18 protein-coding genes are annotated in these 19662 nt (G+C 70.0%); 7 read left to right on the top strand and 11 right to left on the bottom strand.

The features are described 5' to 3' along the window. Positions 1-2 precede the first annotated feature (2 nt). Positions 3-1259, bottom strand: coding sequence for a CynX/NimT family MFS transporter (locus tag KL788_RS03420; protein WP_293168506.1), 1257 nt, complete (start codon positions 1257-1259; stop codon positions 3-5). Between the two features lie 68 nt (positions 1260-1327). On the opposite strand from KL788_RS03420, the gene KL788_RS03425 reads away from it, so the two are divergent. After that, positions 1328-1984: a hypothetical protein gene (locus KL788_RS03425; RefSeq protein ID WP_293168508.1), complete on the top strand. Its 657-nt coding sequence runs from the start codon at positions 1328-1330 to the stop codon at positions 1982-1984. Here KL788_RS03425 and KL788_RS03430 read toward each other — a convergent pair. The 5 genes from KL788_RS03430 to lepA all read right to left on the bottom strand — a co-directional run bounded on the left by KL788_RS03430 (position 1981) and on the right by lepA (position 6553). Beyond that, complete coding sequence (locus KL788_RS03430) at positions 1981-2925, bottom strand: bifunctional riboflavin kinase/FAD synthetase (RefSeq protein ID WP_293168510.1); 945 nt, start codon at positions 2923-2925, stop codon at positions 1981-1983. The genes KL788_RS03425 and KL788_RS03430 overlap by 4 nt on opposite strands. Next, positions 2922-3356, bottom strand: a complete 435-nt coding sequence (locus KL788_RS03435) for a hypothetical protein (protein WP_293168512.1) — start codon at positions 3354-3356, stop codon at positions 2922-2924. Before KL788_RS03435 ends, KL788_RS03430 begins: the two co-directional genes overlap by 4 nt. 14 nt (positions 3357-3370) lie before the next feature. Continuing rightward, complete coding sequence (locus KL788_RS03440) at positions 3371-4048, bottom strand: DUF1990 family protein (protein WP_293168514.1); 678 nt, start codon at positions 4046-4048, stop codon at positions 3371-3373. A 154-nt stretch (positions 4049-4202) separates the two neighbouring features. Continuing rightward, a complete protein-coding gene (locus tag KL788_RS03445) occupies positions 4203-4688 on the bottom strand; it encodes a heme-degrading domain-containing protein (protein WP_293168516.1) in 486 nt (161 codons plus the stop codon). Next, on the bottom strand, positions 4685-6553 hold the full coding sequence (gene lepA, locus KL788_RS03450) for a translation elongation factor 4 (RefSeq protein ID WP_293168518.1): 1869 nt from the start codon (positions 6551-6553) through the stop codon (positions 4685-4687). The genes KL788_RS03445 and lepA overlap by 4 nt, the downstream gene beginning before the upstream one ends. A 205-nt stretch (positions 6554-6758) precedes the next feature. Between lepA and rpsT the strand changes: the two genes are divergently transcribed. Beyond that, a complete protein-coding gene (gene rpsT, locus KL788_RS03455) occupies positions 6759-7019 on the top strand; it encodes a 30S ribosomal protein S20 (protein WP_293168520.1) in 261 nt (86 codons plus the stop codon). 69 nt (positions 7020-7088) lie between these two features. On the opposite strand, the gene holA is transcribed toward rpsT, so the two are convergent. From holA to KL788_RS03480, 5 genes are all read right to left on the bottom strand, one after another. After that, entirely contained in the window at positions 7089-8117 is a 1029-nt protein-coding gene (gene holA, locus KL788_RS03460) for a DNA polymerase III subunit delta (RefSeq protein WP_293168522.1), read from the bottom strand. Positions 8118-8208: 91 nt separating this feature from the next. Beyond that, entirely contained in the window at positions 8209-10599 is a 2391-nt protein-coding gene (locus KL788_RS03465) for a ComEC/Rec2 family competence protein (protein ID WP_293168524.1), read from the bottom strand. 2 nt (positions 10600-10601) lie between these two features. After that, entirely contained in the window at positions 10602-11210 is a 609-nt protein-coding gene (locus KL788_RS03470; protein WP_293168526.1) for a helix-hairpin-helix domain-containing protein, read from the bottom strand. 57 nt (positions 11211-11267) lie between these two features. Further along, a complete protein-coding gene (leuS, locus tag KL788_RS03475) occupies positions 11268-13835 on the bottom strand; it encodes a leucine--tRNA ligase (RefSeq protein WP_293168528.1) in 2568 nt (855 codons plus the stop codon). Positions 13836-13881: 46 nt separating this feature from the next. After that, positions 13882-15282, bottom strand: coding sequence for an anthranilate synthase component I family protein (locus KL788_RS03480; protein WP_293168530.1), 1401 nt, complete (start codon positions 15280-15282; stop codon positions 13882-13884). A gap of 12 nt (positions 15283-15294) precedes the next feature. On the opposite strand from KL788_RS03480, the gene KL788_RS03485 reads away from it, so the two are divergent. From KL788_RS03485 to KL788_RS03505, 5 genes are all read left to right on the top strand, one after another. Beyond that, positions 15295-16119 carry an aminotransferase class IV gene (locus tag KL788_RS03485; protein WP_293168532.1) on the top strand — a complete coding sequence of 275 codons (825 nt, stop codon included), beginning with the start codon at positions 15295-15297 and terminating at the stop codon, positions 16117-16119. Between the two features lie 70 nt (positions 16120-16189). After that, positions 16190-16795, top strand: coding sequence for a DedA family protein (locus tag KL788_RS03490; protein ID WP_293168534.1), 606 nt, complete (start codon positions 16190-16192; stop codon positions 16793-16795). A 145-nt stretch (positions 16796-16940) separates the two neighbouring features. After that, entirely contained in the window at positions 16941-18284 is a 1344-nt protein-coding gene (locus KL788_RS03495; RefSeq protein ID WP_293168536.1) for a DUF2510 domain-containing protein, read from the top strand. A 92-nt stretch (positions 18285-18376) separates the two neighbouring features. Then, the gene (locus KL788_RS03500; RefSeq protein ID WP_293168538.1) at positions 18377-19243 is read left to right on the top strand and encodes a DUF2510 domain-containing protein; all 867 of its coding nucleotides are present in this window, start codon (positions 18377-18379) and stop codon (positions 19241-19243) included. Positions 19244-19303: 60 nt separating this feature from the next. After that, positions 19304-19606, top strand: a complete 303-nt coding sequence (locus KL788_RS03505) for a tryptophan synthase subunit alpha (RefSeq protein WP_293168540.1) — start codon at positions 19304-19306, stop codon at positions 19604-19606. The last annotated feature ends 56 nt before the right edge of the window (positions 19607-19662 follow it).

Genomic DNA, 19662 nt, shown 5'->3' on the forward strand with positions numbered 1-19662 from the left:
GGCTACGGCTGCAGCGCGCCGCCGAGGTCGTCTTCGACCCGGTCGCCGCGCGCGAGCAGCGGAATCGCGGGCACGGTCAGCGCGACGATGACGAGCAGCACGACGAGGCTCGGCACCCACGAGCCGGTGAGCTCGTGCAGCGCGCCGAGGGCGAGTGGGCTGATCGCCGCGATGGCGTAGCCGACGGTCTGCACGAATCCGCTGACGTTGGCGGCGTTCGTCGCTGACGCGGTGCGCAGCGAGAAGAGCGCGAGGCACATCGGAAAGGTGATCTGCCCCAGCCCGATCGCGGCGACCCAGATCACGGGTGCGAGGGCAGGCGCGAGCAGCAATCCTCCGTAGCCGAGCCCGAAGAGCATCATCGACGTGAGCAGAAGGGGCGTCGGCGTGCGCAGCCGCGCGGTCAGCACGGGCGCGACGAGCGCGAGCGGCATGCCGAGAATGGCGAAGAGGGCGAGCAACGAGCCGGCTTCGGCCGCTGTGACGCCCGCGATGTCTTGCAGAATCACGGGCAGTAGCCCGAACGTCACGTAGGCCGAGATGCTCGAGACCGTGAAGGGAATCGTGATGCCCCACACCGTGCGCGACCGGGCCAGTTGCGCGAAGCGGTGGGTGTCGGGCTCGGTGATGTCGTCGGCCGCTTCGCCCCGCGCCGTCGCGGCTTTCGCGGCGGCGGCGCTGCGGGCTGCGCGCACGACGAGCAGCACCCACGGCACGACGGCGACCAGCACGACGAGCGCCCAGGTCGCGAGTGACAAGCGCCAGCCAGACTCGTCGGCGATCGGCACGGCGAGCAGCGGTGGCAGTGCCGACATGGTCGCCATGATCGTGGCGTAGGCGGCCGTCATCGGTCCGATCGAACCGGGCGTGAAGCGCTTGACGGCCGAGGGCAGCAGCACGTTGCCGAACCCTGCGCCGAGCAGTACGAGCAGGCTGCCGAGCACGAGCACGATGAAGTCGGGAGCCGCGGCGCGCACGAGGTGGCCTGAGATCATGACCCCGATGGCGAGCAGCAGGGCCCGCTCGAGGCCGATGCGATGCCCGACGGCCGGTGCCGTGAGTCCGGCGATCGCGAAACCGATGGGCGGCAGCATGCCCAGCACGCCGAGCGCCGTTGCCGAGAGCGCGATGTCAGAGTCGATGAGTGGCGCGAGCGGCGAGAGTGCCCCCACCGGCAGGCGCAGAGTCGCGGCGATGAGCACGATACCGGCGATGCCGAGAGCGACGCCTCCGCGGCGGCTGATCGGGGCGTCGGTCACTGACCCAGCCTAGGGTTCGGCCCGCCTGCTCTCGGCCACGGTGCGCTCGCGCCGCCTACAGTGGAGCAGTGACCGACTGGGCCCGCTTCCTTCCCTTGAGCAACCGCGACCGCGGCGACGAATCGAGCGTGAGTCGTAACTGGTCGCGCGCGACGAGCGGCATGCTGCTGGGCCTCGCCGCGGTGCTGGATGCCCGCCCCGAGGTGCTTGATCAGCCGACCCTCCGGCCCGATGTCTCGGTTGCCGCGGCCACGCGCGAGCTGCTCGCGCAGCTGCGCTCGACCCGCTGGCAGCGCGCGGCAGCCCGCATCGGCGCGGTCGAGTCGGCGAACCCCGACGTCGAGGCGCTCACCAATGCCGAGCTCGCCGACGCCGTGCAGGCCGAAGCGATCGCGCGTTCCGCTGCCCGAGCTCGCACCTCGGTGCGCGAGCTCGGCGCCGTGCTCGTGCTCGCGCTCGACCTGCGCGCCTCGATCGGCGCCGCGATCGAGGTCGACCCCTTCGTGAGCGGAGCCGTCGCTCTCGATCTGGCCGTGCGCATGCGCAACCCCCGACGGGCGGTCGTCACGGCGCGCACCCTCGTTGCCGTCGACGGAGAGTGGCAGGTAGGCCGCGGGCCGGCACTGCCCGCCACGGCCGCGTCGATCGTGCTGTTCCTCGCAGGCCGGGGCGGTGTGCCGACGACCGTCGAACACGACGACGGGCCGAGTTCACCCAACGACTAAGTCGGGGCGGGCAGCCCCAGCACGTCGCGGATGCGCAGCTCGTCGGCACCCATCTGCGCGGCAAGAGCATCCGCCGACGGAAACTTGTGCATGGGCCTGATGTACTCGATGAACTCGAGCTCGACGACCTGGTCGTAGAGGTCGAGGTGCACATCGATCGCGTGGGCCTCGACGGTCTTCTCGGGCACGTCACCGAACGTCGGGTTGTTGCCGATCGAGACCGCGGCGCCGTAGCGGTCACCGCCCACGTGTAGCCAGCACGCGTAGACGCCGTCGGCGGGAATGTAGCCCTCGGCATCGTGGGCGAGGTTCGCGGTCGGGTAGCCGAGGTCGCGGCCGCGCTGGTGGCCGTGCACGACGAGCGAGCGGATGCGGTGCGGTCGACCCAGTGCCTCGGTCGCCTCGGTCGTGAGCCCGGTCGCGAGCATGCCGCGGATGCCGGTGGAGGAGATGCGCGTGCCGTCATGCTCGCACACGTCGTCGACGAGGGCGACCGCGAACCCGCCGCGCTCGCCCGCTGACCGCAACGAGTCGACCGTGCCCGAGCCGTGAGCGCCGTAGCGGAAGTCGGCGCCGACGAGCACGACCTCGGCACTCAGGCCGGCGACAAGCACCTGCGCAACGAAGTCATCAGCTGTCAGTGCCGCGAACTCGGGGGTGAAGGGCAGAACCACGACGATGTCGACGCCCGCTTCGAGCAGCGCTTCGGTCTTCTGCTCGACGCTGAGCAGAGGCTCGGGGGCGGTCTCGGGGCTCAACACCGAGGCGGGGTGTCGGTCGAACGTGACGACGACTGTGCGCCGCCCTTGGGCTTCGCTCGCGAGGCGCTCGAGCACGGCGCGATGGCCACGGTGCACGCCGTCGAACTTGCCGATCGTGACGGCGCTCGGGCGACCATCGCGGGGCAGGTTCTCGATGCCGAGCACGAGCTGGCCAGTCATGCGAGCACCTGCGTGCGAGCATCCGTCGCCCGCGCCCTCGCGACGCGGCGCAGCCATAGCAGGCCGAGCACCGGCAGCACGAGCGGGATGAAGGCGTAGCCGCGGCCGAAGAGGCTCCAGACGGTGTCGTCGGGAAAGAGTTCGGGGTCGATGAGGCTCAGCGTGCCGACGACGATCACGCCGACGAGCTCGAAGACGATCGCGATCACGGCGATGCGGAACCACACGGCACCCCGCGCGACGAGCGCGACGGTCGCGATGACGTAGACGACCGCGGCGAGCGCCGAGAGGCTGTAGGCAAGCGGCGCCTCGTCGAATTTGGTGATGATCTGATACGTCGAGCGGCCGATCGCGGCGAGCGCGAGAATGCCGTACACGGCAATCAGCACGCGGCCGATGCCGGCGCTCGTCGGGCGCAGTTCTTCGCTCACCGTGTCAGCCTAAGTCAGGCTGGCTGAGCAGAGATCGGGCCCATGAGCGCGCGCAGAAACCGTCGCGCAATCATCGTGCGGGCCAGTAGCAGTCCGGGCAGCAGCGGCCAGGCCCACCAGGAGGCGGGCCGCGCGAAACTGCGCACGGTGAGCCACACCGAGCCATCGTCGGTCTGCTCGAGCGTGAACGATTCTTCGCCCGAGAACGGATGCCCGGGCAGGGTTCCGACCGCGTACATGACGCGCCCCTCGTCGACCTCGAGCAGCACGACCCGGGTCGGCAGCGGCAACCAGATGCTGCGCCGCACCTCGAGGCCGACCACGATGATGTCGCCCGCGCGCAGATGCCGCGCGCCACTGCCCGTGTAGACCTCGTCGACCGCACCGACCTGGGCGGGCTCGGCAGGCTCGCCCTGCTCGTCGAACTCGACGGGCTGGTACTCGCGCTCGGCGTCGGCCGCCGAGACGGGCGTGATGCGCACGCCCATGCCTGCACCGCGGTAGACGCCGCCCGTCAGCAGCTCGTCGACCGCGTAGGCCCACCGGTCGTCGCCGTGGCCGATGCGTCCGCGTAGCTCGAGCGGCCGGTAGCCGGCGGGCGGATACTGCATCAGATCGGGCGCCTGGCTCGCGCCGACGGCGGCGTATGTCACCGCTTGCTGCTGGCGCGCGTCATCGCGATCAGTGCTCACATGTTCCAGCGTACGGCGAACGCGGGCGCCAAGCCGCCGCGAGGTGTGGTTCATCGGCGGACTCGTGAATCCAAGGAACTATGTGAGCGAAGTCACCGCACTTTCCTTGCATTCACGAGTCCGCCGCGAGACGGTCAGGGTCTCGAGGCGTCTCTCAAGCGCCGAGGTGCTCGCTCAGCGCTTCGACGATGAGCGCGTGGTCGACTTCTTGCGGCTGCCCCGAGACGGCGATCGTGCCGACGACTCCGACCCCGCGAATCGTCAGCGGAAAGCCCCCGCCGTGGCCGGCGAACTGCAAAGGGTCGATCCAGGGAGCCTCTTCGAAGGTCGATCCCCCGCGTCGCGCCTGCAGGCCCACCAGGTAACTCGACGTGCCGAACTCGCGCACCGTGCGCTTCTTGCGCTCGATCCAGGCACCGTTGTGCGCCGACGTGCCCGGCAGCGCGCAGTGGAACAGCCGCTGCTCGCCCAGTGCGATGTCAATCGTGATGGCGAGAGCCCGCTCGAGGCCGAGGGCACGCAGCCGAGAGCCCAGCATCCACGCGTCCTCTGCGCTGAACGTGGAGAACTGCAGGCGCTGCTCCTGCTCGACGACTTCGGCGATGCGGGCGTCGAGCTCGGCGCGATCGACGTCGGTCACTTCTTCTTGACCTCGACGTCGCCCGAGAGCGCGGCGATGAAGGCCTCTTGCGGCACTTCGACGCGACCCACCATCTTCATGCGCTTCTTGCCCTCTTTCTGCTTCTCGAGCAGCTTGCGCTTTCGGGTGATGTCACCGCCGTAGCACTTGGCGAGCACGTCTTTGCGCATCGCGCTGATCGACTCGCGCGCGATGATGCGGGCGCCGATCGCGGCCTGAATCGGCACCTCGAACTGCTGGCGCGGGATGAGCTTCTTGAGGCGCTCGGTCATGAGCACGCCATAGGCGTAGGCCTTCTCGCGGTGCACGATCGCGCTGAACGCGTCGACAGCCTCGCCCTGCAGCAGAATGTCGACCTTGACGAGGTCGGCCTCTTGATCGCCCGCGGGCTCGTAGTCGAGGCTCGCATAACCGGCCGTCTTGCTCTTCAGGTGATCGAAGAAGTCGAAGACGATCTCGCCGAGGGGCATCGTGTACTTGATCTCGACGCGGTCTTCGCCGAGATAGTCCATGCCGATGAGCGTGCCGCGTCGGCTCTGGCAGAGCTCCATGATCGTGCCGACGTAGTCTTTCGGCGCCAAGATCGCGGCGCGCACCATCGGCTCGGTCACGGTGGCGATCTTGCCGCCGGTCGGAAACTCGCTCGGGTTCGTCACGACGAAGTGCTTCTTGTCGTCGGTCACCACCTCGTAGGTCACGCTCGGCGCCGTCGAGATGAGGTCGAGGCTGAACTCGCGCTCGAGCCGCTCGGTAACGATCTCGAGGTGCAAGAGCCCCAAGAACCCGCAGCGGAAGCCGAAGCCCAGCGCCACCGACGTCTCGGGCTCGTAGTTGAGGCTCGCGTCAGACAGCTTCAGCTTGTCGAGCGCCTCACGCAGCACCGGGTAGTCGCTGCCGTCGATCGGGTAGAGCCCCGAGAACACCATGGGCTTCGGGTCGGTGTAGCCCGCGAGCGCCGTCGACGCGGGCTTCTGCGCGTTGGTGACCGTGTCGCCCACCTTCGACTGGCGCACGTCTTTCACTCCGGTGATGAGGTAGCCGACCTCTCCGACCCCCAGGCCCTTGCTGGGAGTGGGCTCGGGCGAGCTGACGCCGATCTCGAGCAACTCGTGGGTCGCCCGCGTCGACATCATCTGGATGCGCTCGCGCGGGCTGAGGCGGCCATCCACCATGCGCACATAGGTGACCACGCCGCGGTACGAGTCGTACACCGAGTCGAAGATCATCGCGCGGGCCGGGGCGTTAGGGTCGCCCGTCGGCGCCGGAATCTGCCGCACGACCTCGTCGAGCAGGTCTTCGACGCCCATGCCCGTCTTGCCGCTCACTCGCAGCACGTCGTCGGGGTCGCCGCCGATGAGCCCGGCGAGCTCTCGCGCATACTTCTCGGGGTCGGCTGCCGGCAGGTCGATCTTGTTGAGCACCGGGATGATCGTCAGGTCGTTCTCGAGCGCCAGGTAGAGGTTCGCCAGCGTCTGGGCCTCGATGCCCTGCGCCGCATCGACGAGCAGAATCGCGCCTTCGCAAGCGGCGAGGCTGCGGCTCACCTCGTAGGTGAAGTCGACGTGGCCGGGCGTGTCGATCATGTTGAGCGCGTAGGTGACGGGCTTGCCGCCCTCCTCCGGAGCAAGCGCCCACGGCATGCGCACTGCCTGGCTCTTGATGGTGATGCCGCGCTCGCGCTCGATGTCCATGCGGTCGAGATACTGCGCGCGCATGTCGCGGTCGCTGACGACACCCGTGATGCCGAGCATGCGGTCGGCAAGGGTCGATTTGCCGTGGTCGATGTGCGCGATGATGCAGAAATTGCGAATCAGCGTCGGGTCGGTCGCGGCAGGGGCGAGGGCGGTGGAGGCGCGGGGAGACATTGCCGCCCATTCTCCCACGACGCGAGTGGCCGATGACACACAGCACCTGGTAACGTAAGCGGTTGGCTTGCGTGTCAGAAAGCCCTCTCTCTTTCGACACGGAATGCGGCTGGGACCAGTTCGCCTCGCATCTTCACGTTCGGATGCGCGCAACCCCCACCCCGGCCGCCTCACTCACACCGTTCCTGAAGAAGAAAGCACACACGTGGCAAACATCAAGTCGCAGATCAAGCGCATCAAGACCAACCTCAAGGCGCAAGAGCGCAACAAGGCTGTCAAGAGCGAGCTCAAGACGGCGATCCGCCGCACGAACGAGGCCGTCGCCGCTGGCGACAAGGCCACGGCCGAAGCCGCCCTCAAGACGGCGACCAAGAAGCTCGACAAGGCCGTCAGCAAGGGCGTCATTCACGAGAACCAGGCGGCGAACCGCAAGTCGTCGATCGCCAAGAAGGTCGCCGCGCTCTAGCAGCCACCCGCTTCACCCGAACGACCCGTCGGCTCCGGCCGGCGGGTCGTTCGTCGTTTGCAGTGCGAGCTAGAGGTCGTGGCCGCGGGCGGAGACCGTGCGCACGAGAGTCTCGACGGCGTAGACCGGGTCGCGGCCTGCGCCCTTGACGGCAGCGTCGGTCTCGGCGGCGGCGAGGATCGCGCGGCCGAGGCCCGCTTCGTCCCAGCCCTGCAGGTCGCGGCGCGCGCGGTCGACCTGCCAGGGCGCGAGGCCGAGCGACGACGCGACCTGGCCGCTCGCGCCGCGCGTGCCGCCCACCTTGGCCATCGTGCGCAGCTTCATCGCGAAGGCGGCCACCATCGGCACAGGGTCGGCCCCGGTCGCGAGTGCGTGGCGCAGCAGCCCGAGCGCTTCGCCGTGCCGACCGGCAATGGCGGCGTCGGCCACGGCGAACGCGTTCGTCTCGACCCTGCCGCCGTAGTACTTCGCCACGGTCTGCTCGGTGATGTCACCCTCGGTGTCGGCCATGAGCTGCTGGCACGCGCCCGCGAGCTCGGCGAGGTCGTCGGTGAAAGCGCTCACGAGCGCGCGCAGCGCTGCCGGGGCGATCGGGCGCGCGGCATGCCGGAACTCGGCTGCCGCGAAGTCGGCGCGATCGCTGTCGCGCTTGAGCTCGGCGCAGACGACCTCGATGCCGCCGCCGACTCCCTGACGAATGGCGTCGAGCAGCTTCTTGCCGCGCACTCCCCCACTGTGGCGGATCAGCAGCGTCGTGTCGTCGGCCGGAGTTTCGAGGTACTCGAGCGCCTCCTGCAGAAACGCGTCGTTCATCGTCGAGGCCCCGTCGACCCTGATCAACCGGGGTTCGCCAAACAGCGACGGGCTCGCAAGGCTCATGAGCTCGCCGGGCGCGTAGGCATCGGCCATGAGGTCGTGCACCTCGAGGCTCGCGTCGATGTCGCGGAGGGCATCCCGCAACTGACGGCTCGCGCGCTCGGCGAGGAAGCCCTCGGGGCCGCTCACGAGAATCACGGGCGCCGGCCGGATTTGGTGCCAGGCGACTTGCGGGATGCTCGCGGCAGCTCGCGCGGAGGAGGCCTTCTTCGGCGCAGCCATGGGGCTCCTCTCGGCGACGGGTTCGCGGCGGTGCGCAGTGTGAGCGCTGCCGGTTCGGCGCCGACGCGGGGTCGCGCGGCACGACTCCAGACTAGTTCTCTACCCCGACGGTCGACGCTCGCTCCCGCCACAGTCGCAGCCCGTCTGCGCCCCTCGACACGAGCACGAGACCGTGCCCGTCGCTGCGGGCGACCGTGCTGCCGAGCGATTCGAGCTCGGCGACAAGTGCCGGTGCCGGGTGTCCGTACCCGTTCTCGGCACCGACTCCGATGAGCGCCACGGCGGCGCCGAGCTGTCGGTAGAGGTCGAGGTGCTGATCGGGTGAGCCGTGGTGACTGACTTTGACCACGTCGACGACGCCAAAGTCGTATGCCCCCATAAGCATGCGCTGCGACTGCTCGCCGAGGTCGCCGAGTGCGACCGTGCTCGGGCACGAGCCACCCTCGATGGCGAGCACCAGACTCGCATCGTTGCCGGGCTCGATGCCGCGGTGCGCGGGCGGCCAGAGCACGGCCCAGTCGCAGTCGCCGAGGCGGCCGCGCTCACCCTCGGCGACGGTGTCGACGACGGCTCCCCCCGCGAGCAGCGCTGCGACGACCGCCTCGTCAGCGGCCCGCCCGGTCGGGCCGACGATCGCGCGGTCGACGCGCCCGACGACGACCTCGACCGCACCGACGTGATCGAGGTCGAAGTGCGTGAGCACGAGCAGGTCGATGCGATCAATGGCCAGGCTCGACAGGCACGACGACAGCAACTCAGGTTCGGCCCCCGTGTCGATGAGGGCGACCTGGGCTCCACTGCGCACGAGCACGGCGTCGCCCTGCCCCACATCGCACTGAGCGAGCACCCAGTCGGCGGGGCGTCCGAGTGCTCGCAGCGCCGTCACTCCCACGGTCGCCCCCATGACCACCACGAGGGTCGCAGCCACACCGATCGCGACTGTGCGTCGCACGTGCCGCGTGCCGAGCGCCACGGGCACGCCGAGTGAGAGGAGGGCCGCCAGAGTCAACCCTGCGAGCAGCACTGCCCCGCCCGCACCCTCGGGCCACGGCAGCAGCGCCCCCGGCAGCCCCGAGCTCGCCCGCGCGACCCCGGCGATCCAGGCCGAGGGCAGCCACGCGATCGCGGCGACGAGGGTGGCGAGCGGCGGGATGACCGGCGCCAGCAGGCACGCGATCATGCCCACGATCGTCGCGACGGGGGCTGCTGGCGCCGCGAGCACGTTGGCCACCACCCCGCTGAGCGGCACTTCGGGCGCGAGCAGAATCAGCACGGGCTGGCACGCGAGCTGCGCCGCGAGCGGCACGGCGATCCAGAGTGCGAGGGGCGCGGGCAGCACACGCCCGAGCCGCTCAGCGATCGGACCCGCGAGCACGAGCAGCGCCGCCGTCGCGAGCACCGAGAGCGTGAAGCCGTACTCCCGCGAGATCCACGGGTCGAGCACGACGATGCCGAGCACCGCGACACCCAGCACAGGCAGCCCGCGCGCGGGTCGCCCGCTCGCCAGCGCGACGAGCACGACCGACGCCATGACGGCTGCCCTCACCACGCTGGGCTCGGGCGTCACCAGCACGACGAACCCCGCGAGCGCCGCGAGCGCGACCCCGACTCGCACCGGTCGCCGCCAGCGAGCAAGCGTGCCGATGCCGAGCACGAGCCCAACGACGATCGCGCAGTTCGCCCCCGAGACCGCCGTCAGGTGGCTGAGCGCGCTGCGCTTCATCGCCTCGTCGAGGTCGTCGCCGACCGCGGTCGTGTCGCCGATCGCGAGGCCCGGCAACAGGTCGGCTCCGTCGCCCGCGAAGGGCTGCATGAGTTCGAGAAAGCCGGCCCGCAGGTCGTCGGCGGCCCCGAGCAAGGGCGCAGGTCGGGCGACGGGCTCGAGCGGCATGAGCACCCGCACGAGCGCCACCCGATCGTCGCCCGGGTCAAGCGCCACGAGCCGCACGAGCCCCTCGAGGCGCGACCCCAGCGGCATCCGCTCTGCCGCGCTCAGCCCGAGCACGCGCACCGGAACCCGCACTGCCACGCGCTCGCCAGCGCTGGTTTCGACCTCGACGACCAGCGCATCGGCGCTCGAGCCCCATGCCGCACCCTCGCGCGGCGTCACCGTCTGCTCGAGTTCAAGCACCACGGTCACGGCCGCGCCAGAGTCGAGCGCCGCGGCGATCACGGGCGGTGTGCGTGCGGGCGCGACGAGAGCGACCGCCGCCGCAATCACCGCGATGGCGATCACACTTGGGATGCTCGCCGCGAGCACCCCGCTCCCCCGGCCGCCCCGCGCGCGCCGATTCGCCACGCGACCGCGCTCCCGCCATGCCAGCGCCGCCGCAACCGCGGCCGCCGCACCCGCGACCGCCCAGGCCGCGTCGGCCGCGCCGACGAGCACGACCGCGGTCAGCCAGCCGGCGAGGGCAGGCAGCGCGAGGCGAGCATCCGCGACCCCCACCGCACCGCCGATCGGAACGGAGGCCGACGCCACGCTCACACCGTCACCTGGTCGCGCATGCCGTCGAGTGTCTTCGGCCCGATGCCCGAGACGGCGGTCAGTTCATCGACGCTGCGAAAAGGCCCGTTCTGCTCGCGCCAGGCGATGATGCGGGCGGCGAGCGCGGGGCCGACGCCCGCGAGAGTCTCGAGCGCTGCGGCATCAGCGGTGTTGAGGTTGACGCGGCCCTGAGCGTCAGGGCCCGTGGCACCCCCGACCGAAGGCGGTGGGGCCTCGCCGACACGCGGCACGTACAGCTGCTCGCCATCGGCGACGACGCGGGCGAGGTTGACGGCACCGAGGTCGGCGTCGTCGGTCGGGCCGCGAGCAGCCGCGATCGCATCGACAACGCGACTGCCGAGCGGCAGCTCGACGATGCCGGGTTCGTCGACGGCGCCGTGCACGTGCAGCACCACGACATCGGTCGGCACAGGGCCGTCGGAGAGCTCGACCGCGTCATCGGCAGGTAGCGCCACCTCGACCGTTTGCCCGCCCGGCGTGAGCACCGTGCCGACGACGGCCGCGCCGAGCCCGAGCAGAGCGAGCACCACCACGCCGCCGAGCGCGGCGCGCACGCGCACCGACCGGCGGGGAGGTTCGTCCACCGCGGCAGGCTAGGCGCCGCCCACTCCCCCGCTCGGCACGAGCCGAGAACCGGTGACTTACTGCTTGACGGTCGCGATGTTGACGACTCGCGGCGCCCGCACGATGACCTGCGCGATCTCGCGATCGCCGATGGCCCGTTGCACGTTCTCTGACGCCCGCGCAAGCTTCTCGAGCTCGTCGCCTCCGATCGTCGGGCTCACCTCGAATTTGTCGCGCACCTTGCCATCGACCTGCACGATCGCGGTGATCGACTCCTCGACGAGCAACAGCGGGTCGGCTTTGCGCCAGCCGGCAAACGCGACGAGGTCGTCTTTCGTCTCGCCGCCGTGGCCGAGCCGCGCCCACATGTCTTCGGCCGTGTAGGGCGCGAAGAGCGAGAGGGCCACGGCCACGACCTCGACAGCCTCGCGCACGGCGGGGTCGGCCGCGCCGGGGCCCGAGTCGACTGCCTTGCGAATGGCGTTGACGAGTTCCATCGTGCGCGCGACGGCCACGTTGAACTTGAAGGCCTCGATCTGGCCGGGCACATCGGCCAAGAACCGGTGCGTGATGCGCCGCAGTGCTTGATCGCCCAGCGCGGGGTCGGCGCCAACGGGCGCGCTGACCTCGCCCGAGAGCCGCCAGGCACGAGCCAAGAACTTCTGCGACCCCGTGACCGACACGTCACGCCAGTCGATGTCGTCTTCGGGCGGGCCAGCGAAGGCCATCGACAGGCGCACGGCGTCGACGCCGAAGCTGTCGAGCTCTTCGGTGAAGTAGACGAGGTTGCCCTTCGACTTCGACATCTTGGCGCCGTCGAGAATGACCATGCCCTGGTTGAGCAGCTTGGTGAAGGGCTCGGTGAAGGTCACGTAGCCCATGTCGAAGAGCACCTTGGTGATGAAGCGTGCGTAGAGCAGGTGCAGAATCGCGTGCTCGATGCCGCCGACGTACTGGTCGACGGGCGCCCACTTGTCGGCCTCGCGCGGGTCAAAGGCCTGCGTGTCGTCGCTCGGGTTCAAGAAGCGCAAGAAGTACCACGACGAGTCGACGAACGTATCCATCGTGTCGGTGTCGCGGCGGGCAGGCCTGCCATCGGGCGTGGTCGTCGCGACCCAGCTCTCGAGCCCGCCGAGGGGCGAGGTGCCCTTGGGCTTGAGGTCCATGCCCTCTTCGTAGGGCAGAAGCAGCGGCAGAGCATCCAGCGACATGGGCACTTCGGTGCCGTCGTCGGTGTACATGATCGGAATCGGCGTGCCCCAGTACCGCTGACGGCTGATAAGCCAGTCGCGAAGGCGATAGGTCTTGGATGCCCGCCCCGTGCCGCGCTCTTCGAGCAGCTCGATCGCCCGCTTGATGGCGTTCGACTTGCTGAGGCCGTCGAGCGGGCCCGAGTTGATCATGCGGCCGTCGCCCGTAAGCGCCTCGCCGGTGGTCACGGGGTCGAGCTGAGGAATGTCTCCCGATTCGAGCATCTCGGGCGTGATGACGGGGATCGCGCCGGTGACGGGCGCGTTCGTGTCAACAACCACCTTGACCGGCAGGTCGAACGCGATCGCGAAGTCGAGGTCGCGCTGGTCGTGGGCGGGCACGGCCATGATCGCGCCGTGGCCGTAGTCGGCGAGCACGTAGTCGGCGGCCCAGACGGGAAGGCGCTCGCCGCTGACCGGGTTGATCGCCCAGCGGTCGAGAAAGACGCCGGTCTTCTCGCGCGTGGTGTCTTGGCGGTCGATCTCGCTCTTCTTCTGCGACTGCTCGAGGTAGGCCTGAAAGGCCATGCGCACCTCGGGCGTCGAGCCCGCGGCGAGCTCGGCGGCGAGGTCGCTGTCGGGGGCGACGACCATAAAGGTCGCACCGAACAGCGTGTCGGGGCGCGTCGTGAAGACGGTGACGGGGCTGTGGTGGCCCTCGATAACAAAGTCGACGTCGGCGCCGGTCGAGCGGCCGATCCAGTTGCGCTGCATCGTGAGCACCTTGGCCGGCCACGAGCCTTCGAGCTGGTTGAGGTCGTCGAGTAGCCGGTCTGCGTAGTCGGTGATCTTGAAGTACCACTGGGTGAGCTTCTTCTTCACCACGACGGCGCCCGAGCGCTCGCTCGTGCCGTCGGGCAGCACCTGCTCGTTGGCGAGCACGGTCATATCGACCGGGTCCCAGTTCACCCAGCTGTCTTTGCGGTACGCGAGGCCCTTCTCGTACATCTTCAAGAACAGCCACTGGTTCCAGCGGTAGAAGTTCGGATCGCTCGTGTGCAGCACGCGGGTCCAGTCGAAGCTCGCGGCGTAGCGCTCCATCGAGGCGCGCTGCTGCGCGATGTTTTCGTAGGTCCAGATGCGGGGGTCGGCTCCGCGCTTGATGGCGGCGTTCTCGGCGGGCAGGCCGAACGAGTCCCACCCGATGGGGTGCAGCACCGTGAAGCCCTGCTGGCGCCAGTAGCGCGCGACGACGTCGCCGAGCGCGTAGACCTCGGCGTGACCCATGTGCAGGTCGCCGCTCGGGTACGGGAACATGTCGAGGATGTACTTGCGAGGCTTCGCGTCGCTCGGATCATCGACCGTGAAGGGCTGAAGCTCGTTCCACACCGGAGCCCAGCGCGCCTCGATGCGCGCGAAGTCGTAGGCGTTCTCGTCGGGCTGCTCGTCGGTCACGGCGGGGTCTCGTTTCACATCAGTGCGTGGTGGCGGGGCGAAGTTCTCAGATTACCGTCTGCACGTGCGCGTCAGCGGCACCGAGCGCGCGCAGCAGCGCGGCGGCCTTGAGGCGCATCTCGGCCACTTCGGCGATCGGCTCACTCAGCGCCGTGATGCCGCCGCCCGCGCCGATGGTCGCGCGACTTCCCTCGACGACGATGCTGCGAATGACCATGGCCAGATCGGCGGTGCCGTCGGCGCCGAGGTAGCCGAACGCTCCCGAGTAGATGCCTCGGGGGCCGGCCTCAAGCTCGGCGAGCAACTCGATGGCTCGGCGCTTGGGCGCGCCCGTCATCGAGCCGGCGGGAAGACACGCGGCCACAGCATCCAGCGCATCAAGACCTGGCCGCAGGCGTCCTTCGACGGTGCTCACGAGTTGATGCACGTGGGCGTAGCTCTCGACCTCGAGCAGGCCCGTGACGGTGACGCTGCCGACCTCGCACACGCGCGCGAGGTCGTTGCGCATGAGGTCGACGATCATGAGGTTCTCGGCCTGCTCTTTGTCGCTCGCGGCGAGTTCGGCGGCGAGCGCCGCATCGCGCGCGGGCTCGGCATCGCGGGGCCGCGTGCCCTTGATCGGCCGGGTCTGCACCACGCCGTCGGTGACGCGCAAGAAGGTCTCGGGGCTCGCACTCAAGAGCGTGGTGCCACCGATGCGCACGAGCGCTCCGTGGTGGGCGGGGCTCGACCGTCGCAGCCGTCGGTAGACCGAGGCGGCGGCGAGTGGCGACTCGTCGACGGTCTCGAGCTCGGCTTGGGTGGTGAGGCACAACTGGTAGGCATCGCCGTCGCGGATGCTGCGCTGGCACGCGCGCACCAGGTCGGCATAGTGCTCGTCGGTGTCGCGCCAGACCACCGACATCGCGGCGCTCGGCGCGGGGCCCTTTCCAGCGGCGTCGACGGATGCTGATGCCGCCCCCTGCAGCACCGCGAGCATGCGCTGCCGCCACTCGTCGAGCTCGCCGCTCCAGTCGCCGTGGCCGTCGAGGTCGAGCGCCACGAGTCGGGCGGTGCCCTGCTCGTGGTCGATTTCGATACCGCGGTCGACGCGCAGCCAGGCCGCGCGATGCTCGGGCGGAACGATCTCGACGGGAAGGCCCATCGTCTCGTCGCGCAGCTCGTAGCCGAACCAGCCGACGAGACCAAGCGGCACGGCCGTGGCACCCATTGCGGCGGGCACGGCGAGCGCGGCGATCTCCTTCCGAAGTTGTGGAAGCACCGGCGCAGCGTTGTCGAGGTGCACGCGCTCGCCGACGGCGATGAGGCTGCGGCCGGTGCGCGCGCCGATGCCACTGTCGAGCCAGACGAACCCGTCGGCATCAGGGTGCTCACGCTCGAGTAACGCCGCCACGGTCTCGGCATCGAGCGGCGCCGCGACCGAATGCCCGAGAACGCCGTGCCGCATACGCTGAAGTGTATGGCCGAGGTCGAGCAGGGTCGCCCAGAAGAGGGGCTGCACGCCTGGGTGCCTGGCACGGCGCGCACCTGGCAGGTCGTCGACTGGTGCGACCCACACGACGGCCGGCTGCTCGTCGCCGACTCGTGGCGTGTCATCGACGGCATGGCGCGGGGTCTCGGGCACCATCGGGCGCGCTTCCTCGCTGGCGTGGCCATCCAGTGCCCCGACAAGGTCGACGCTGCCGCGCGCTTCGTCGACGACGCGATCGCCGCGCTGCCCCGGCACGGCGACTGGTTTCCGCGCATCGAACTGCGCACGCGCGACGGAGAGGATGGGGCGCAGTGGTGGCTGCGCCTGCGCCCGACTCCCCCGCCGAGCACCGACGTCGTCGTCGCGACCGCACCGCGCGATGTGCGCACGCAACCGCTGGTCAAGGGCCCCGACCTGGATGCCCTGTTGAGCCTCCGCACCGCCGTGCAGCCTCTCGGCGCGGGCGAAGCCGTAATTCTCGACGCCGACGGGCATCTTGTCGAAGGTGCGTACAGCGGGCTGCTGTGGTGGCACGACGGGGTGCTCGTGCGGCCCGCCGACACGCTGCCGCGCATCGCGAGCGTCACCGTCGACCTCGTGCTCGACGCCGCGCGCGCCGCGGGCGTGCCGCTCAGTCAGCGGCGCGCCCGCCCAGAAGAGCTCGAGGGCTGCGAAGTGTGGGTGCTGAGTGCACTCCACGGGCTGCGGGTCGCGACCGCCTGGGTCGACGGTCCGACCCTCACCCCTGGTGATCGCGCGGCTGAAGGGCGCGCCTGGCTCGCGGCGGCCGCCGCAGCGTTACCGAGCAGCTGAGCACAGCGCGCGGGTGCGCGCGGAGCATCCGGTCGCCTGCTGTTCACCTGCCCGAGCCACGCTGGCGAGCGTGGAGGCGATCACACAGTGGGTCATCGACGCTTCGGGGTCGCCCTGGGTGCTGCCGATCGTCGCCCTGCTCACGATTCTCGACGCGTTTCTCGTCATCGTGCCGAGTGAGACTGCCGTCGTTGCCCTCGCGACCCTCAGCGTCTCGAGCGGCACCCCGAACCTCGCGCTGCTCATCGTCGTCGCCGCACTCGCGGCCATGATCGGCGACAGCCTGACCTACGCGCTCGGCCACAAACTCGGTGCGCCCCTGCTCGCGCGCATCAGGTCGCCGCGGGTGCAGAACGTCTTCGCCTGGGCGCGTGCCGCGCTCGACCGGAGGGCTGCGCTCGTCATCTTCATTGCGCGCTACATTCCCTACGGCCGTGTCGCCGTCAACCTCGTGGCGGGTGCGACGGGCTTCGGCTACCGCCGATTCTTGCCGCTCAGTGCTCTCGCCTGCCTGGCCTGGGCGGTCTACAACGTCGCTCTCGGCGCCGCCTTCGGCGTGTGGTTGGGCGACAATCCCGTGCTGGCGGTCGTCGTCTCCGTCGTCGTCGCGATCGTCATCGGCCTGATCGTCGATGCGATCCGCGTGCGTCGAGAGCGGCGCCAGACCGCGGAATGACGCTGCAATCCGGGGGTAGAACGGTCGTGTACCCCGACAGGGTGACACCCCGACTGGGGGGGTGACGATTCCTCCCCCTCAGGGGGTACTGCCCCGTAGACTGACGACGCTGGTTTCGGGACCAGCACCTGAGGGGGAAATCAGCGTGTCAGAAGACGAATACGGTCGCGTGCCGGCGGGGTGGTACCCCGACCCGCTCGGCCTTCCGCAATTGCGGTGGTGGGACAACCACTCCTGGACCGAGCACGTCTCAGACGCCCGTCAGCCGATGATGCCGACTGCGGCAGCCGCGCCCACGATGTTCGCCGACGACGAGCTGCCGACCCGACGCGGTCGCCGCAGCACCGAGTCGGCTCCTGAGACCGACGAATCGCCGATCGCTCAGCCCACCGCGGCGACTCTGCGTCAACTCGCGCCGCCGTCGACCGCTGAAGCGCCGCCGCTCATCGACCCGAGCGCGCCCTCGGCCCCAGCAGCCTCAGTGCCCTCGGCCGCTGCGCCCTCGGCCGCTGCGGCGACGCCGACCGCATCGAACCCCGCCGACGCCTTCGCGGCCGCTGCCTTCGCCGACCTCGCCGCCGATACGGCGCGCACGACGCGTCAGGAACCGAGCGAGCCCTGGGTTCCACTGCAGAGCACCTCGGCACCCGTGTCGTCGGTGCAGACCGGCTCATCGCCCTTCGGCTCGGGCGCAGGCGCCGGCTCTCCGGCCTACGGCTCCGCCCCCGGCTATGGCTCGGCTCCGGGGTACGGCTCGGCACCCGGCTTCGGCTCTGCCCCGAACGCGCCCGCCTTCACGCCCGCCTGGTCAGAGTCGCCGGTCTCGGCGAGCGACCCGGGCCGCCGCGGCACGCACCAGACCCTCGGCACGACTGCGCCGCACCTGCAGACGATCGAAGTGTGGGCCATCGCCCTGCTGCCGATGCTGCAGCTGCTGCTGAGCCTGCTCGTCGTCGCCGCGTTCTCGACCGGCCCGAGCGTCGCCTTCATGGCCGCGATCTGGCTCGGACCCCTGCCGATCATCATCGTCTTGGCCCTGCTGGATGCTCGCACGCTGCGTCGCCGCGGCGTCGACCGCGTCGCCAGCGGGTGGTGGGCCGCCCTCGGCGCTCCGATCTTCTTGATCGTGCGCGCCGTGACGCTCAGCCGCATCTCGGGCAGCGGCTACGGCCCAGTTGGGGTCGCGCTGCTTCTCACCGGTCTCGTCGGCGCATCGATCCTGGCCGTTCCCGGCCTCATCATCGCCGCCTTCCCGACCGTGTTCGCCGCCGAGGCGTCGAACAGCATCGAGCTCAACGCCCGCAGCATCGGCTCGGCCATGGAGGTCTCGTGCCCGGCCACGCCGCCGCTGTTCATCGGCCAGCAGCTGCGCTGCCCCGCCGTGAACACCTCGGGCGAGAACCTGGTGGTGACGGTCAGCCTGCAGCGGTCGAACGGGTGGATCGCGTGGCAGGTCGACGACTGGGGAATCTTCAGCGTGGTTCGCTGAGCGAATGCGCGCCGAGCGGCCCGAACCGCTCGGCGCGCATAATCGAAAGCACGACCCGGTCGGGGGACCGGGAACACATGGGGGAAAGAGCAATGACGAACACGACGACGGTGCGGGTGCCGGCCGGGTGGTATCCCGACCCGGTGACGCTCGCCGATTCGGGTGCGGCTACGCAGCGCCGGTGGTGGGACGGCACCGCGTGGTCGAACCACACTGCTCCGTTCGAGGCGCCTCGCGCCGCGGCAGCGTCGCCGACGATCGCGCTCACCGCTGTCGGCAGCGCGCCGACGACCGTCGGGCCGGGCGATTCGGCTCGCACCGCCGAGAGCATGCCGCTGCACCCCGTTGCCGCACGGCCGTCGACTACGCGTAGCCGCATCGAGGCCGAGGTCGCGTCGTCCGCGCCCTACTCGGCGTTCTCGCCGAGCACCTCGTCGGTGCCGTTCTCATCGAACTCGGTCGGCTCGGCCGGCACCCAGGTCGACTACGAGCCCTTCGCGCACCGTCGCCACGCTGAGGCACTCGCCCACGTGTCGCACCGCGCGACGACGCGCAACCCGCAGGGCCTGCGCGTGCACACCGTCTCGATCTGGCTCATGGCGACGATGCCCGTTACCCAGGCGTTGCTGATCTTCTGGGTCTTCAGCTCGCTGCCGCCCGAGAGCTCGAGCTGGACTCGCGCTCTCGCCGTTGCCCTGCCGTTCGTGCTCTCGGCCGCACTCGCAGGTCAAGACACGCGCCTGCTCGAGAGCTCGGGCCACTTGCGCACCGCTCCGTGGATCGCCGCACTCATCACTCCCCCGGTCTACCTCGCCGTGCGCGGGTTGCGCGTGTCGCGCGCGACCGGAGCGTCGCCGTGGCCTCTCGTCATCTGGGTGATCGCGCAGCTTGGGGTCATCGCCGTCTGGTTCAGCCTCGACCCCGCCGCGGTGCAGCTGGTGCTGGAGCAGTTGGGCTGACGCTCGGAGGGCATCCGCCCCCGTCATGCTGCTCTCGGGTGGCCGTCGTAGGCTCGAGAGGTGGATGAGACGCGCAGTCGCCGGGGCGCCAGCCTCGAGGTTCTGCGTGCCGAGGCGCACGACGAGTTGCAGACGGTGATTCTCGCGCGAGCGCGCGACGGTGAAGACCCGTGGGACTTCATGAGCGAGCTGCCCTCGGTCGACGAGCTGGTGGTGTGGATGCTCAGAGCCGACCGCATCCGCGATGACGGTGATCGCCTGCCGGGCCCGTCGCGCGACTATCGGCTACTGCGGCAGATCGCGCTCGATCACCCCGCGCTGACGACGACCGTATGGAGCATGCTCGGCCGAGAAGGTGAATGACTGAGTCCCCATAAAGGGGGACTGCTCCTGACCCCCACATCGAGCCTTCCGCTCGT

Source organism: Microcella sp. (genome assembly GCF_019739195.1).
In the GTDB taxonomy this organism is placed as follows: Bacteria; Actinomycetota; Actinomycetes; order Actinomycetales; family Microbacteriaceae; genus Microcella.

Coding starts and splice junctions, on each gene's coding strand:
- KL788_RS03430 (WP_293168510.1), bottom strand. CDS start 2,925: ATGACTGGCCAGCTCGTGCTCGGCATCGAGAACCTGCCCCGCGATGGT.
- KL788_RS03485 (WP_293168532.1), top strand. CDS start 15,295: ATGGCCGAGGTCGAGCAGGGTCGCCCAGAAGAGGGGCTGCACGCCTGG.
- KL788_RS03500 (WP_293168538.1), top strand. CDS start 18,377: ATGACGAACACGACGACGGTGCGGGTGCCGGCCGGGTGGTATCCCGAC.
- lepA (WP_293168518.1), bottom strand. CDS start 6,553: ATGTCTCCCCGCGCCTCCACCGCCCTCGCCCCTGCCGCGACCGACCCG.
- holA (WP_293168522.1), bottom strand. CDS start 8,117: ATGGCTGCGCCGAAGAAGGCCTCCTCCGCGCGAGCTGCCGCGAGCATC.
- KL788_RS03480 (WP_293168530.1), bottom strand. CDS start 15,282: ATGCGGCACGGCGTTCTCGGGCATTCGGTCGCGGCGCCGCTCGATGCC.